Origin of the sequence: Staphylococcus argenteus (assembly GCF_000236925.1) — a bacterium.
In the GTDB taxonomy this organism is placed as follows: Bacteria; Bacillota; Bacilli; order Staphylococcales; family Staphylococcaceae; genus Staphylococcus; species Staphylococcus argenteus.
The window spans coordinates 1,442,763-1,457,835 of sequence record NC_016941.1 but is presented as its reverse complement, the minus strand read 5'-3'; the positions used below and the strand labels follow the sequence as shown (position 1 = coordinate 1,457,835).

At 31.2% G+C, this 15,073-nt stretch carries 13 protein-coding genes and 1 other RNA gene; 11 read left to right on the top strand and 3 right to left on the bottom strand.

The genetic code is table 11. The features are described 5' to 3' along the window. Positions 1-5: 5 nt before the first annotated feature. The 5 genes from SAMSHR1132_RS06795 (at position 6) to SAMSHR1132_RS06775 (ending at position 6,298) form a co-directional block, all read left to right on the top strand. Complete coding sequence (locus tag SAMSHR1132_RS06795; protein ID WP_000525062.1) at positions 6-2,699, top strand: ATP-dependent DNA helicase DinG; 2,694 nt, start codon at positions 6-8, stop codon at positions 2,697-2,699. Positions 2,700-3,030: 331 nt separating this feature from the next. After that, positions 3,031-4,323 carry an asparagine--tRNA ligase gene (gene asnS / locus SAMSHR1132_RS06790; RefSeq protein ID WP_000858781.1) on the top strand — a complete coding sequence of 431 codons (1,293 nt, stop codon included), beginning with the start codon at positions 3,031-3,033 and terminating at the stop codon, positions 4,321-4,323. A 293-nt stretch (positions 4,324-4,616) separates the two neighbouring features. Further along, positions 4,617-5,303: a DnaD domain-containing protein gene (locus SAMSHR1132_RS06785; protein WP_000362226.1), complete on the top strand. Its 687-nt coding sequence runs from the start codon at positions 4,617-4,619 to the stop codon at positions 5,301-5,303. After that, complete coding sequence (gene nth, locus SAMSHR1132_RS06780; RefSeq protein ID WP_000253763.1) at positions 5,293-5,952, top strand: endonuclease III; 660 nt, start codon at positions 5,293-5,295, stop codon at positions 5,950-5,952. Before SAMSHR1132_RS06785 ends, nth begins: the two co-directional genes overlap by 11 nt. Before the next feature lie 4 nt (positions 5,953-5,956). After that, on the top strand, positions 5,957-6,298 hold the full coding sequence (locus SAMSHR1132_RS06775) for a YpoC family protein (protein ID WP_042355895.1): 342 nt from the start codon (positions 5,957-5,959) through the stop codon (positions 6,296-6,298). A 282-nt stretch (positions 6,299-6,580) separates the two neighbouring features. On the opposite strand, the gene SAMSHR1132_RS06770 is transcribed toward SAMSHR1132_RS06775, so the two are convergent. After that, positions 6,581-8,770 (bottom strand): transglycosylase domain-containing protein, encoded by a 2,190-nt coding sequence (locus SAMSHR1132_RS06770; protein ID WP_000138337.1) that lies wholly within the window; start codon positions 8,768-8,770, stop codon positions 6,581-6,583. Beyond that, positions 8,767-9,393 (bottom strand): Holliday junction resolvase RecU, encoded by a 627-nt coding sequence (gene recU / locus SAMSHR1132_RS06765; protein ID WP_001108891.1) that lies wholly within the window; start codon positions 9,391-9,393, stop codon positions 8,767-8,769. Before recU ends, SAMSHR1132_RS06770 begins: the two co-directional genes overlap by 4 nt. A 505-nt stretch (positions 9,394-9,898) precedes the next feature. On the opposite strand from recU, the gene SAMSHR1132_RS06760 reads away from it, so the two are divergent. From SAMSHR1132_RS06760 to SAMSHR1132_RS06740, 6 genes are all read left to right on the top strand, one after another. Beyond that, positions 9,899-10,249, top strand: coding sequence for a YppE family protein (locus SAMSHR1132_RS06760; protein ID WP_000998125.1), 351 nt, complete (start codon positions 9,899-9,901; stop codon positions 10,247-10,249). Next, positions 10,242-10,805 (top strand): DUF1273 domain-containing protein, encoded by a 564-nt coding sequence (locus SAMSHR1132_RS06755; protein ID WP_000241300.1) that lies wholly within the window; start codon positions 10,242-10,244, stop codon positions 10,803-10,805. Before SAMSHR1132_RS06760 ends, SAMSHR1132_RS06755 begins: the two co-directional genes overlap by 8 nt. Before the next feature lie 13 nt (positions 10,806-10,818). Further along, positions 10,819-11,163, top strand: coding sequence for a cell division regulator GpsB (gene gpsB / locus SAMSHR1132_RS06750; protein ID WP_001286318.1), 345 nt, complete (start codon positions 10,819-10,821; stop codon positions 11,161-11,163). A gap of 62 nt (positions 11,164-11,225) precedes the next feature. Further along, positions 11,226-11,604, top strand: an RNA gene (gene rnpB, locus SAMSHR1132_RS13795) — RNase P RNA component class B. Between the two features lie 206 nt (positions 11,605-11,810). Then, positions 11,811-12,956 carry a THUMP domain-containing class I SAM-dependent RNA methyltransferase gene (locus tag SAMSHR1132_RS06745; RefSeq protein ID WP_000487136.1) on the top strand — a complete coding sequence of 382 codons (1,146 nt, stop codon included), beginning with the start codon at positions 11,811-11,813 and terminating at the stop codon, positions 12,954-12,956. Positions 12,957-13,042: 86 nt separating this feature from the next. Next, on the top strand, positions 13,043-13,375 hold the full coding sequence (locus SAMSHR1132_RS06740; protein WP_000516805.1) for a DUF4889 domain-containing protein: 333 nt from the start codon (positions 13,043-13,045) through the stop codon (positions 13,373-13,375). A 145-nt stretch (positions 13,376-13,520) separates the two neighbouring features. Here the strand turns inward: SAMSHR1132_RS06740 and SAMSHR1132_RS06730 are convergent, their stop codons facing one another. Continuing rightward, the gene (locus SAMSHR1132_RS06730) at positions 13,521-14,861 is read right to left on the bottom strand and encodes a PepSY-associated TM helix domain-containing protein (RefSeq protein ID WP_000799009.1); all 1,341 of its coding nucleotides are present in this window, start codon (positions 14,859-14,861) and stop codon (positions 13,521-13,523) included. Between the last annotated feature and the right edge of the window lie 212 nt (positions 14,862-15,073).

Sequence of the window (15,073 nt, the reverse complement as noted above, 5' to 3'; positions counted from 1 at the left end):
TAGCTATGGGTATGGCAACCTATGCCGTTGTCGATTTAGAGACAACAGGCAACCAATTAGATTTTGACGATATCATTCAAATTGGGATAACGTTTGTGCGTAATAATCAAATTATTGATACATATCATTCGATGATTAGAACAAATTTAGAAATTCCACCATTTATTCAAGCATTAACATCCATTGAAGAAAATATGTTACAACAAGCGCCATATTTTAACCAAGTCGCTCAAGAAATATACGATAAAATAAAAGATTGTATATTTGTCGCACATAATGTTGATTTTGACTTGAATTTTATAAAAAAAGCGTTTAAAGATTGTAACATTCATTATCGTCCTAAAAAAGTTATAGATACGTTAGAGATATTCAAAATTGCTTTTCCAACAGATAAAAGTTATCAATTGAGCGAGTTAGCAGAAGCACATGGTATAACATTAACTAATGCACACCGAGCTGATGAAGATGCTGCTACTACTGCAAAACTAATGATTTTAGCTTTTGAAAAATTTGAAAAGTTACCACTTGATACTTTAAAACAGTTGTATTATTTAAGTAAACAATTGAAGTATGATTTATATGATATTTTCTTTGAAATGGTAAGGCAATATGAGGCTAAGCCATTGGATAAGTCTTATGATAAATTTGAACAGATTATTTATCGTAAGCAAGTAGACTTGAAAAAGCCAACAACTAATTATAATGGAAGTTTAAAATCGTTATATAGTAAAGTTGTAGAGCGTATGGGATTAACTTATCGTCCGCAACAATTATACTTGGCAGAAACAATTTTAGATCAATTAATGCATAGTGAAAAAGCAATGATTGAAGCTTCATTAGGTAGTGGTAAATCATTAGCATATTTACTTGCTGCTTTAATGTATAATATTGAAACTGGTAAGCATGTAATGATATCAACGAATACTAAATTATTGCAAAGTCAATTGTTAGAGAAAGATACTCCTGCGATGAATGAGGCATTGAAATTTAAAATTAACGCCTTATTAATTAAAAGTAAGAGCGATTACATTTCATTAGGACTAATTAGTCAAATTTTAAAAGATGAAACTAGTAATTATGAAGTTGGCATTTTAAAAATGCAATTATTAATATGGATTACTGAAACACCATCTGGTGATATTCAAGAGTTGAATTTAAAAGGTGGTCAAAAAATGTATTTTGACCAGAAAATTGAAACGTATGTACCGGCACGTCATGATGTTCATTATTATAATTTTATTAAACGAAATGCACAAAATATTCAAATTGGTATAACAAACCACGCGCATTTAATACATTCAGATGCAGAAAATTCAATCTATCAATTATTTGATGATTGCATAGTAGACGAAGCACATCGATTACCGGATTATGCATTAAACCAAGTGACTAATGAATTAAGTTATGCAGATGTTAAATATCAGCTTGGATTGATTGGTAAAAATGAAAATGAAAAATTATTAAAAGCAATTGATCAATTAGAAAAACAACGGATTTTGGAAAAATTAGATATAGCACCTATCGATATATTTGGATTAAAAGCGAGTATGAATGAAATTCATGAGTTGAATGAACAGTTGTTCTCGACAATCTATAAAATTGTTAATGATTCTGAAGTTTATGATGATGATATTCATAGATTCCATAATGTTTTTACTTTTGAATCGAAAGATATTTTAAAAGACTTACATGCGATTATTGACAAACTTAATAAAACTTTAGAAATTTTTAACGGTATCAGTCATAAAACAGTTAAGTCTTTACGTAAGCAATTATTATATTTAAAAGATAAATTTAAAAATATTGAACAAAGCTTGAAAGCAGGTCATACGAGTTTTATTTCGATTAAAAATTTATCACAAAAATCAACAATTCGTTTATATGTTAAAGACTATGCTGTGAAAGACGTATTAACTAAACAAGTACTTGAAAAATTCAAATCTTTAATTTTTATTTCTGGTACTTTAAAATTCAACCATTCATTTGATGCATTTAAACACTTATTTAACAAAGATGTTCATTTTAATACATTTGAAGTAAACACATCTTTACAAAGTTCGAAAAATACAAGTGTATTTATTCCAAGTGATGTGTCATCTTATCAATATAAAAATATAGATGAATATGTAGCGTCCATAGTGAGTTATATTATAGAATATACGTCAATTACTGCATCAAAATGTTTAGTGTTATTTACAAGTTATAAAATGATGCATATGGTACAAGATATGTTAAATGAATTACCTGAATTTGAAGATTATGTTGTTTTAACGCAGCAGCAGAACCAAAATTATAAAATAGTACAACAATTTAATAATTTTGACAAAGCTATTTTACTAGGTACATCAACATTTTTTGAAGGTTTTGATTTCCAAGCAAATGGAATTAAGTGTGTCATGATTGCTAAATTGCCGTTTATGAATAAACATAATGCGAAATATTGGTTAATGGATTCAGAATTCACATCAACATTTAAAGAATATGTGTTACCAGACGCGGTCATTCGATTTAGACAAGGCCTTGGACGATTAATACGAAATGAAAATGATCGAGGCGTTATAGTGTCGTTTGACGATCGATTAATTAACAGTAATTACAAAAATTTCTTTGAACAGACTTTAGAAAATTATCGTCAGAAAAAAGGCGACATTCAGCAGTTTGGAAAGTTATTAAGACAAATTCAAAAAAAGAAAAAGTAATATAAATTATAAAATCCTCGTAACATGTTATCAATTTCATCATGTTACGAGGATTTTGTGGTTAAGTTTGAGTACTTATAATGTGAATTCATAAAGATGCTGAAGAAAATATTGTTTAAATCCATTGTTTTATAATTAGATATGTATCAGGACTTAAAGAATATAATTGCAAAAAAAGATAATAGAATCATTTTTGTATATTTTATTAAAAGTCTGTACGTAAATCATTACCATTTACACGTTATCTTTATGTGTAGTTCTAGAACTTGAAAGCGTATTTTGTTAAAATGAATGAGTATTGTATAACGAAAAAATAAATAGGAGAATGGTTATGAAAACAACGATTAAACAAGCGAAAGATCATTTAAACCAAGACGTTACAATTGGTGCTTGGCTAACAAATAAACGTTCAAGTGGTAAAATTGCCTTTTTACAACTACGTGATGGTACTGGATTTATGCAAGGTGTAGTAGTTAAATCAGAAGTTGATGAAGAGGTTTTTAAACTTGCGAAAGAAATTACACAAGAATCATCTCTTTATGTAACAGGTACAATTACTGAAGATAATCGTTCTGACTTAGGATATGAAATGCAAGTGAAATCAATTGAAGTGATATCTGAGGCACACGATTATCCTATTACACCTAAAAATCATGGTACAGAATTTTTAATGGATCACCGTCACTTATGGTTACGTTCTAAAAAGCAACATGCTGTAATGAAAATTAGAAATGAAATTATTCGTGCTACTTATGAATTTTTCAATAACGATGGATTTACTAAAGTTGATCCACCGATTTTAACTGCAAGTGCACCAGAAGGTACGAGTGAATTATTCCATACTAAATACTTTGATCAAGATGCATTTTTATCACAAAGTGGTCAGTTATACTTAGAAGCTGCTGCAATGGCTCATGGAAAGGTATTTTCATTTGGTCCGACTTTCAGAGCTGAGAAATCTAAAACACGTAGACACTTAATTGAGTTCTGGATGATTGAAGGTGAAATGGCATTCACAAATCATGCTGAAAGTTTAGAAATTCAAGAACAATATGTGACACATGTTGTTAAATCAATTTTAGAAAATTGTAAACTTGAATTGAAAATTTTAGAGCGTGATACTTCAAAACTTGAAAAAGTTGCTACGCCATTCCCTAGAATTTCATATGACGATGCAATCGAATTCTTAAAAGCAGAAGGATTTGATGATATCGAATGGGGTGAAGACTTTGGAGCACCACATGAAACAGCCATTGCAAATCATTATGATTTACCAGTATTTATTACAAATTATCCAACTAAGATTAAACCATTCTACATGCAACCAAATCCTGAAAATGAAGAAACTGTATTATGTGCAGACTTAATTGCTCCAGAGGGGTATGGTGAAATAATTGGTGGATCTGAACGTGTAGATGATTTAGAATTATTAGAACAACGCGTTAAAGAGCACGGCTTAGATGAAGAAGCATATAGTTACTATCTAGACTTACGTCGATATGGTAGCGTACCACATAGTGGTTTTGGTTTAGGTTTAGAACGCACAGTTGCTTGGATTTCTGGTGTAGAACATGTTCGTGAAACGGCACCATTCCCAAGATTATTAAACCGTTTATACCCATAATATTCAATAAATGAATTGAAAGTTTATTTTCTAACTATTAAAGGAATCGTCCAGTCTATTGTTAAATGGCTGGGCGATTTGTGCTTAGTTTTTCATTAATTTATGTTAGTTCAAATTGAATCAATGTTCCACTTGATGACTATTTTTTCTTATTTTTTCATTTCAGGAGATATATAAATTTTATAATGGTAGTTTTACTTTAATAATTTTATATATAGTAAGCATTTTAGTCGATAATTAAAGAAAATGATTTATACTAATAAGTAATGATTTAATTTAAAGGAGGCAATAACATGGATAAATATCAATTGAAAACAAGACCTGTAGTGATTCGAAGAGAATTGTTAGACCATTACAGTGAATTAGGTTTAGATGAGCAAGATTTAGTTATTTTGCTCAAATTGATTTATGCTTCCGAAACTTCAAATAAACAGCCTTCAATAGAATTATTGCAAAAAGGTTCAACAATGCAACCGCGTGATGTTACTGCAGTCATTCAGAATTTAATACAGCGTGAATTGCTTGAATTACAAGTTCAAAAAGACGAAGAAGGTAAGTTTACTGAATATATGAATCTTGATCCATTTTTTGAAAAGTTAAGCCAGATTTTAAAGCAACAAAGTATGGATACGAAAGTACAAGATAATAAAGAAAAGTTCAAACAACTATTTAGAATTTTAGAAGATACTTTTGCTAGACCTTTATCTCCATTTGAAATTGAAACATTAAATCAATGGATTGATGTGGATAAGCATGATACAACAATTATTCAAGCTGCTTTAGATGAAGCGAATAGCTTAAATAAACTTAGTTTTAAATATATGGATCGTATTTTACTAAATTGGAAGAAAAATAATGTGAAAACCATTGATGATTCTAGAAAAATACGTGAAAAATTTAATAAACCAAAAATGACACATACCGTTAAATCGGTGCCAAAATTTGATTGGTTAAATGGAGAGAACCTTGATGGTAAGTAAGAAAAAAGCTTTAGAAATGATTGATATAATAGCGAATATGTTTCCGGATGCAGAATGTGAATTGAAACATGATAATCCATTCGAGTTGACTATTGCAGTATTATTATCTGCACAATGTACAGATGTCCTTGTAAATAGGGTGACTAATGAGTTATTTAAAAAATATAAAACGCCAGAAGATTATTTAGCAGTAAGTGATGAAGAACTTATGAATGATATTCGTTCTATTGGCTTATATCGTAATAAAGCTAAAAATATTAAAAAACTTTGCCAATCACTTCTTGATCAATATAATGGTGAAATACCACAAACACATAAAGAATTAGAAAGTTTAGCAGGTGTCGGTCGCAAAACTGCGAATGTAGTTATGAGTGTAGCGTTTGGAGAGCCGTCATTAGCAGTAGATACTCATGTAGAACGAGTATCAAAACGTTTGGGTATTAATCGTTGGAAAGACAATGTACGTCAAGTAGAAGATCGTTTATGCTCTATAATACCTAGAGATAGATGGAATAGAAGCCATCACCAATTAATTTTCTTTGGTAGATACCATTGTTTAGCTCGTAAACCTAAATGTGATATATGTCCGTTGTTAGATGATTGTAGAGAAGGACAAAAACGTTATAAAGCTAGTTTGAAAGAAGCGTGATATGATGACTAATTTAACAAAAGAGGATTTTCAAGCACTAGAAGCCACTATTGATATTTTTGCTAAAAATAAAAAATTAGGTTCTGATGAAGCGAAGCCATATTTGGATGAATATCATGAAAAAATCATTGCATATTTTATGCAAATTAATGGAATTAGTGATGATATTGACTTTAATAATCTAGATGACTATCCAGTCGTTCCTATGAATTTTAAAGAAAGATATGATTATATGATTGAGCGTAAATATCATTTTATGGGATATCGACAAATGAAAACATTTATAATAGAAATAATTAAAATGAACGCGAGTTATCAAACAAGAATAAAAAATAAAAAAGCATAGAATAGATTTTAAATGACCTTATTAAATTATCACTTCTGTCCTACACCTATGAGGTAATTAAAATCAGAAAATTTATCTAAAAGATCCATCTACAAAAAATTAAAGCTATCGTTCAAAAGAGTAGTTCTTTTATTGAATAGTAGGGTGGTTTTATTTTTGAACTATCAAGAAGTAGACGTAATAATAAAACTAATGCATGAAAAATTTATCATATAATCAAAAAACCTCAGCTACACCGTAATTTTGGTGTAACCGAGGTTTTTTTGATGTGCGGGAATTGGATTAGTTATTAAATAACCCTGTAATTCCGCCGCTATTATTTGATTGTTGTGATCTAGAGTTATTACTATTAGATTGAGCAGTACCACTACTGTTTGCTGACGTGTCACTACCACCGTGTGTGCTACGATTTGTAGTGTTGTTATCTTGACTGCCAGAAACATTAATTGATGGAATGCTACCACTTACTGAGCTTGGACGTTTGAAGTCTTCGCCATCTCTAGAAGAGATTTTAGACATTACATTTTCGTATAAATATTGTGGATATTCTTGTTGGCTATGTCCAACAAATGAATTTTCACCATATGGTTTAACTTTACTGAAGCCCATCCACACTGACATAGTGTATTGAGGAGTAAAGCCATTTATCCATACGTCTTTCGCTGCGTTGTCAGGTAGATTATACTGTGTATAAGTTTCTGCACCGTAAGTACCAGTACCAGTTTTGGCACCCATATTTACGCCAGATACACCATGACCATATGCAGAACCATAAGGTTTGAACGTACCTTTTAACATTTCAGCTAACATATAAGCTGTGTAATCACTCATAGCTTTATGGCTAGTGTGATCGTACTCAATAGTTTCGCCGTCACGTGTCACTACTTTTTGAATTGAGTGAGCATTGTTATAAGTACCACCGTTAGCAATTGCAGCAAATGCTGATGCTAATTGTGTAGGTGAGAATTCTGATGCAGAACCACCAAGTACTTCTGAAGGTCCGATTTCGCCATCATAATTCAATCCTAATTTTGCTGCGAATTTCTTAGGAGCGTCGCTTCCAGCGTTTTGCTTAACTGATTGCCAAGTTTTTAATGCTGGAATATTGAAACTTTGACGAAGAGCATCATAAATTGAAACTGTACCATGACTCTTAGTATCGTAGTTTCTAAATGTAGAACCTTCAACTTGATATGAAGATTCATCTTGAATCGCATGGTTAGTTGCCCATTTCATATTTTCAATGGCAGGACCATACGCTAAGAATGGTTTTAAAGATGAACCAGTAGGATGAGGGTCTGTTGCTTGGTTTCTGTCAACGACATCTTTGAAATCGCGTCCACCAGAGATGGCAACTAAACCACCAGTTTTACTATCAAGAATTGTTGCACCAACTTGTTGGTCTTTATTCTTGTAGAAGCTACCGTTATCAACATCATTTTGTAATGTTTTTTGAACATCTTTATCCATATTTGTATAAATCTTGATACCACTTTGTAAAACATTACCTAAATTATCATCTTTGAACTCTTTATTGTTCATTAATTCAGATTTTACAAAGTTAACGTAAGAGTTATACTCAGAATCTTGATTTGTATCAATGTTTTGACGTTCTTCTTTAGTACGATTAACTAAATTCGCTTTAAGATCGATTTTCTTAGCTTCTTGCCACTGTTTATCAGTAATGCGTTTATGATAATGCATTAAGTATAAAACAGTGTCTTTACGGTCTTCAGCGGCTTTAGGATGATCATAAATATTATAATTGTTTGGAACCTGAGGTAAGCCTGCCAAATATGCTTCTTCAGCTAAGTTTAAATCTTTCAAATCTTTGTTGAAGTAATACTTAGCAGCAGCTTTAATGCCAGTTACACCATCAGAATAGTAAATTTTGTTCAGATATACTTGGAATATATCATCTTTACTATATTCTTGTTCTAAACGATATGATAAGTAAGCTTCTTGTGCTTTACGTCCGATAGACTTATGTTGAGATAAAAATGCATCTTTAACAACTTGTTGTGTTAATGTTGAAGCACCTTCAGAACCAAATCCACCTGTTAAGTTCTTACCAATCGCACCAAACAAACGTTTATAATCTAGCGCACCATGTTCGTAGAAACGATTGTCTTCAGTTGCTAACACTGCGTCTTTCATTGATTTTGGCACATCTTTTAAATTAACGTGCTCATGTCTTTGACCATTATCTAATGTCTTAACAAGTTCACCATTCTTGTCATATATTTTTGCAGGAATTGGGTCTTGTAATTTAGCTTCGGTAAAAGCAGGTGCTTTCCAAGCATAATAAGCAAACAATAAGATACCTAGTAAAAGAACAACGAAAAATGCAATAATCATGAAGCCAATAATCTTAATAATCGTTCTCTTCACATTTCTATTCTTTTTTGAATTGGATTTCCCGCCATTGTTCCCATTTTTCTTTGGCTGAGAAGATCCTTTGTTTTCCGTCATACGCGGTCCTCACTTTCATCTAATATCAACTTATCAACTGCTTTTAGATAGTCTAATCTTGGTTGATACTGATAAGGAATATGGTAACCATTTTTTCGTATTTCATCAACTGTTATAGATTTTTTAATATTATCCTTGTATCTATTCCAAAATATTTCGAATTTTGAATAAGGTAAAAGATAAACTTCATCTAGCGTTTTAAAACGAATCAATAAAAAGACAATACCTTTTTGTTGGTATGCATTTTTCATATGTTCGACTTGGTGGTCATGGATATTGTTTAAAGGAAAGGAAGTTTTGTTTTTAGTCTCCTTTGCTTCAAAATCAATATAATAACCTTGGTAAACGCCATTATAATCAGTTGTTGAAGGTGTACGAAAATATGCTTCATTAATCACAGCTTTACTCCGTTTTGGATAATTAACATTAACTATCTGTACAGGAGTAGGTTTCTTATGAATAACAGCAATGTCGCTTTTAAGATAAAACGAATTTGATTGTTCGATATCTTTTTCAAGTGACATACCACGTCCACCGTATTCAATATTACTAAAGGCAGGGGGTGTTTTCCCTCCGTCTATAGCACTATTTTTACGATATGGTTTACCATTTGGATAATTCATAAATTTCACCACACAAGTTTGGTAGTAAACGATGTTCATTATACACAACATTATAGTAAAACACCAAACTTAAATTAGTATAAATGCGAAAGACACAATACACCAAAGCTTATTTTAACGTGATTTCGACATTAACACAATATTATTATAATACATTTACCGTTATTGTTGGAAATTTACACATGAATTTATACTTTGTAAAAGATTTGGTAATAAAAATTAATATTTAAAGCGAGTTTTTTGAAACTTATTGTTAATATATCGTCATCGAAACCACTAAAATCTATTCAATATTTCAAAGCTGTCTCACACAAATATATATTTTCAATTATTTTACTGTAATTGGTTTAGTTATAAAAATCACCATTTATATAGGAAGTTTTTGGATTAACTTGGTATGCAAGTTGACTATTTTTGAAATATAAAAATTTAAAATCAATTAAAGTCTTAAAACATGACTAAAGTAGTATATTGTGATAAATTTAAAAATGTAGGAGGCGTCCTCATGAATGATATAGTCAAAGCACTTATTTATGAAGTTAACAACATGCAACAATATTTTGAACATGTTAAATCACAACAACAAGATCATGATTTTTATCAAATTGTAAAACCATATACAGTTCAAATTGATGGGCTATTAAATAAATTGAAATTGCATCGTGAATTAATTATTCAAGTACCTTATATGAATCAAAGAAAATTTGAATTATTGATTTCGAACATTGAACAATTGTCTGTTGAGTGTCATTTTAAACGAACGAGCAGAAAGTTATTTATTGAAAAGTTGAAAAGTGTTCAATATGATTTGCAAAACATTTTAGATGGCTTAGTTAAAGAGGGTATCTATGGTTAAAACGGTATATGTGACAGGTTATAAATCATTCGAATTAAATATTTTTAAAGACGACGCACCTGAAGTACATTATTTAAAACAATTTATTAAGCATAAAATCGAACAATTGTTAGATGAAGGGTTAGAATGGGTGTTAATTCAAGGGCAAATGGGTATAGAATTATGGACTGCTGAAGTGGTAATTGAGCTTCAAAAAACGTATGAATCGTTAAAGTTTGCGGTCATTACGCCGTTTCAAGGACATACCGAAAAGTGGAATGAACATAATCAAAGCAAGTATGCCAATATTATTAAGCATGCAGATTATGTTGATAGTATTTTTCATACCCCGTATCAAGGTCCTTTTCAATTTAAACAAGCAGATCAATTTATGCTTGAACATTCAGATCAAACGTTGCTCATTTATGATGAGGAACAAGAGGCTAGCCCTAAGTTCTTCAAGCAGATGTTAGTTGATTTTATGGAAAAAACAAACTATACTTGTGATATTGTGACGTTCGATGAATTAACAGTATTCATCAATGACTTACAGTGGTCTGAAGATCAAAGTTTCTAATGAGGTGGAAAAAATGTCAGATGTTTCATTGAAATTATCAGCAAAAGATATTTACGAAAAAGATTTTGAAAAAACAATGGCTCGTGGCTATAGAAGAGAAGAAGTAGATGCATTTTTAGATGACATTATTGCTGATTATCAAAAAATGGCCGATATGAATAACGAAGTTGTAAAATTGTCAGAAGAGAACCATAAACTTAAAAAAGAATTAGAAGAATTAAGACTACGTGTAGCAACATCTAGACCTCAAGATAATAAAAGTTTTTCTTCAAATAATACAACAACAAATGCATCATCAAATAATGTAGATATATTAAAACGTATTTCAAACTTAGAAAAAGCTGTATTTGGTAAATAATTATTAAATACAAAAGTTTAACTGTCTTACTAATAATGACTATGTTATAATTTTAAAAGTGATATTTTGGGTAATCGCTATTTTAAATAGAGGAAAGTCCATGCTCACACAGTCTGAGATGATTGTAGTGTTCGTGCTTGATGAAACCATAAATCAAGGCATTAATTTGACGGCAATGAAATATCCTAAGTCTTCGATATGGATAGAGTAGTTTGAAAGTGCCACAGTGACGTAGCTTTTATAGAAATGTAAAAGGTGGAACGCGGTAAACCCCTCGAGTGAGCAATCCAAATTTGGTAGGAGCACTTGTTTAACGGAATTCAACGTATAAACGAGACACACTTCACGAAATGAAGTGGTGTAGACAGATGGTTATCACCTGAGTACCAGTGTGGCTAGTGCACGTGATGAGTACGATGGAACAGAACATGGCTTATAGAAATATCACTACTAGTTTAGCTCTCCTAGATGATGGAGAGCTTTTTTCATGAAAAGAACACTTAAAATGAATGGTATGTCTTGTTATAATGGCAATGCCTTATTTTATATCAAATTAAAATGGATACAGCGAATTGATAAGTTGTTATGATAAATAATTTATGAACATTAATTAAGAATAAAATACCTGTGTAAAAGGAGAATCATATATGTTTCAATTACTTGCAGTTTGTCCGATGGGATTAGAAGCAGTTGTTGCAAAAGAAATACAAGAATTAGGCTATGAAACAAATGTTGAAAATGGTCGTATCTTTTTTGAAGGGGATGCAAGTGCAATTGTAAAAGCTAATTTATGGTTACGTACGGCTGATAGAATCAAAATAGTAGTTGGTCGCTTTAATGCAACAACGTTTGATGAATTATTCGAACAAACCAAAGCATTACCATGGGAATCAATTATAGACAAAGAAGGTAATTTCCCAGTTCAAGGACGAAGTGTTAAATCAACGTTACATAGTGTGCCTGACTGTCAGGCAATAACTAAGAAAGCCATCGTTGAGCGTTTAAAGCGTGCGTATAATGAAAAAGGGTGGTTAAATGAATCAGGTGCAAAGTATCCAGTTGAAGTTGCTATTTTAAAAGATAATGTATTACTGACTATCGACACATCAGGGTCAGGTTTAAACAGACGTGGCTACAGGTTAGCACAAGGTGAAGCACCTATTAAAGAAACATTAGCAGCTAGTTTAATTCGACTTGCAAACTGGAACGGTGATACACCATTAATTGATCCGTTTTGTGGATCAGGAACAATTGCCATTGAAGCTTGTCTAATTGCACAAAATATTGCACCTGGATTTAATCGTGAATTTGTATCAGAACAATGGAACATCATGCCGGCAAATATTTATGATGATTATAGAGATGAAGCAGATAAAATGGCAGACTATGATAAAGAAATTCAAGTATATGCTTCTGATATTGATCCAGAAATGGTTGAAATTGCAAAACGAAATGCCGAAGAAGTTGGTTTAGCAGATATAATTAAGTTTAGTGTTAAAGACGTCAATACTTTAACAATCGATACGGAAGAACCGGTGGCATTAATTGGAAATCCACCTTATGGTGAACGTATAGGTGACCGTGAAGAAGTTGAAGAAATGTATCGTTATATCGGCAAATTAATGAAACAACATCCTTATTTATCAACATATATTTTAACAAGTAATAAAGAATTTGAATATTTAGTAGATCGTAAAGCAACAAAACGACGTAAATTATTTAATGGCTATATTGAATGTACGTATTATCAATATTGGGGTAAAAAGGCTGAACGTAAAACGATCGATAACTAAAATGTTTGTCATGGTGTACAACAGTCATTTTTTATGAAGCTATAGGTATGAATATATGCATTTACGGTAAAGTGGAGGAGTTTAAAATGGGTAAAAAAATGGGTCTAGGTTTATCAATTACTTTAGTAGTTATTGGTATTGCTGTAGTATGTTTAATGATTTTTTCAAGTCAAAAAACGACATACTATGGTTACATGAACAGCAACATGAATGCAGAAAAAGTTGTCAGTGAAAAAGATGGCTTAGTAAAACATAATATAAAGGTAAAACCAGCTGATAGTTTTAAGCCGAAAAAAGGAGACTTTGTTAAACTTGTCTCTAAAGATGAAGGCAAGACATTTTATAAACAAGAAGTCGTTCAACATGATGATGTTCCTCATGGTTTAATGATGAAAATTCATGACATGCATATGAATTAATAAAAAAGCATCTATTACGTAATAAAGGTCTAATAATTTCGACCTAAAAATACGTTTTAGATGCTTTTAATTTTGCATTTTTATTAAGTTTGACTGACGAAAAGCTCCCGCTATTGCTTTGGTTCGAATTTTAAGCTTGAATATATTATTGCTTAGTTTTTCGATCTTTAATATACAAAATTAACTCTAATAAAAATACCAGAATTAGTGATAATCCGAATAAAGGCATTAACAATCCTAATATTACTAAGAAGATAACTAAAGTTAATGATACTGGTTTTTTGACGCGATGTGGTAATTTTACAGAAGCATTTTTTGTACGTTTGATCCACGATACAAAACCCATGCTAATAGCAACTAATAAAGCAATACAAACAAGTAAATTAATGATTTTATTTAAAACGCCAAATAAATGACCTTCATGAAGTGGAATGCCCCAAGTAAACCATTTAGCAATAATACCATAATCATCATATTTAATTGTACCAAGTTTTTTGCCACTATACTGATCGAAGTAAAGTGTTTTTTCGTCGTATGGTGATACATCTAGCCCAGTCACGCCAGAGTTACTCGTATTAGAAACAATAAATGTGCCGTTTTTATCACTAGGGTAAACTATTGAAAATGGCTTTTTAATTCCTGATTTTTGCGCGTTAGTGACAACTTTATCAATTGAAATTTGATGATCTAATTTTGTCTGAGGCATTGTCATTCCGCCATGGTGACTATTTGAGCTCTTTTCAGATGACGCTGGTTGCTTATTTTTACGGGTAGCCCAAGGTAACTCATTCAGGTCGGACTTAGGTGGATTTATTGATAGTTCAGATTGACCAAGATTACCATTTGTTTCCATCAATCCCGCTATTTTACTACCCATAAAACCAGACCATGGCAATCCAGTTAAGACTAAAATGAATACTGGAATTGCAATAATCATGCCAAGTATTGCATGCCATTTTTGCCAACGAAGTGATTTACTTCTATTTGATATCAAATGCTTTTTAATGAGCAAATACGTACCAGATAGAATCATAAATATAGTCCAACATGCAGTTAACTCAACCAAGTAATTTATGATTGTGTTTTCAGTGAAAAGTGAACTATGTATATTCCGCATGACATTTGAATACGTATGTTTAGCATTTTGATCAGCAACAATTTGATTATTCTGATCTAAAAAGACATATCTTTGATTTCCTGCCATATCACTAATTGTGATTCGATTATTGTAAGGTTCTGCCATTACACTAACTTTACTGACAAAGAAACCTTCATATTTACGTTCAACTTGATGAACCGCATCGTTTAATGTTTGATGTGTTTTAATATCGCTATCGCCGAAAAATTCATTTTTATAGATGTTATTTTCAACTTCTGGAAAAAATAGATAACCAATGCCCGAAATGGTTAATGTGATTAACAACGGGGCGATAAATAATGCTGCATAGAAATGCAATCTCTGTAATGGATTAAATGTATTTTTCATGTTTCCCTCCCACTTGGCTATTATACGGTGTCAATTCTGTGACGTGTGTGAACAAACTGTGACAAAATTTATTTTTTGGAAAAATTTAAAATTGATTTGTGTTTTTTTGGAAAATGAAAATTCGAATGGGATTGTAAGCATAATATTGATTATTCGTAGGTTTTATTAAATAGCTATGATAAAATTTATACATAACGTTATGCGTGAAGGAT

Coding starts and splice junctions, on each gene's coding strand:
- SAMSHR1132_RS06795 (WP_000525062.1), top strand. CDS start 6: ATGGGTATGGCAACCTATGCCGTTGTCGATTTAGAGACAACAGGCAAC.
- asnS (WP_000858781.1), top strand. CDS start 3,031: ATGAAAACAACGATTAAACAAGCGAAAGATCATTTAAACCAAGACGTT.
- SAMSHR1132_RS06785 (WP_000362226.1), top strand. CDS start 4,617: ATGGATAAATATCAATTGAAAACAAGACCTGTAGTGATTCGAAGAGAA.
- nth (WP_000253763.1), top strand. CDS start 5,293: ATGGTAAGTAAGAAAAAAGCTTTAGAAATGATTGATATAATAGCGAAT.
- SAMSHR1132_RS06775 (WP_042355895.1), top strand. CDS start 5,957: ATGACTAATTTAACAAAAGAGGATTTTCAAGCACTAGAAGCCACTATT.
- SAMSHR1132_RS06770 (WP_000138337.1), bottom strand. CDS start 8,770: ATGACGGAAAACAAAGGATCTTCTCAGCCAAAGAAAAATGGGAACAAT.
- recU (WP_001108891.1), bottom strand. CDS start 9,393: ATGAATTATCCAAATGGTAAACCATATCGTAAAAATAGTGCTATAGAC.
- SAMSHR1132_RS06760 (WP_000998125.1), top strand. CDS start 9,899: ATGAATGATATAGTCAAAGCACTTATTTATGAAGTTAACAACATGCAA.
- SAMSHR1132_RS06755 (WP_000241300.1), top strand. CDS start 10,242: ATGGTTAAAACGGTATATGTGACAGGTTATAAATCATTCGAATTAAAT.
- gpsB (WP_001286318.1), top strand. CDS start 10,819: ATGTCAGATGTTTCATTGAAATTATCAGCAAAAGATATTTACGAAAAA.
- SAMSHR1132_RS06745 (WP_000487136.1), top strand. CDS start 11,811: ATGTTTCAATTACTTGCAGTTTGTCCGATGGGATTAGAAGCAGTTGTT.
- SAMSHR1132_RS06740 (WP_000516805.1), top strand. CDS start 13,043: ATGGGTAAAAAAATGGGTCTAGGTTTATCAATTACTTTAGTAGTTATT.
- SAMSHR1132_RS06730 (WP_000799009.1), bottom strand. CDS start 14,861: ATGAAAAATACATTTAATCCATTACAGAGATTGCATTTCTATGCAGCA.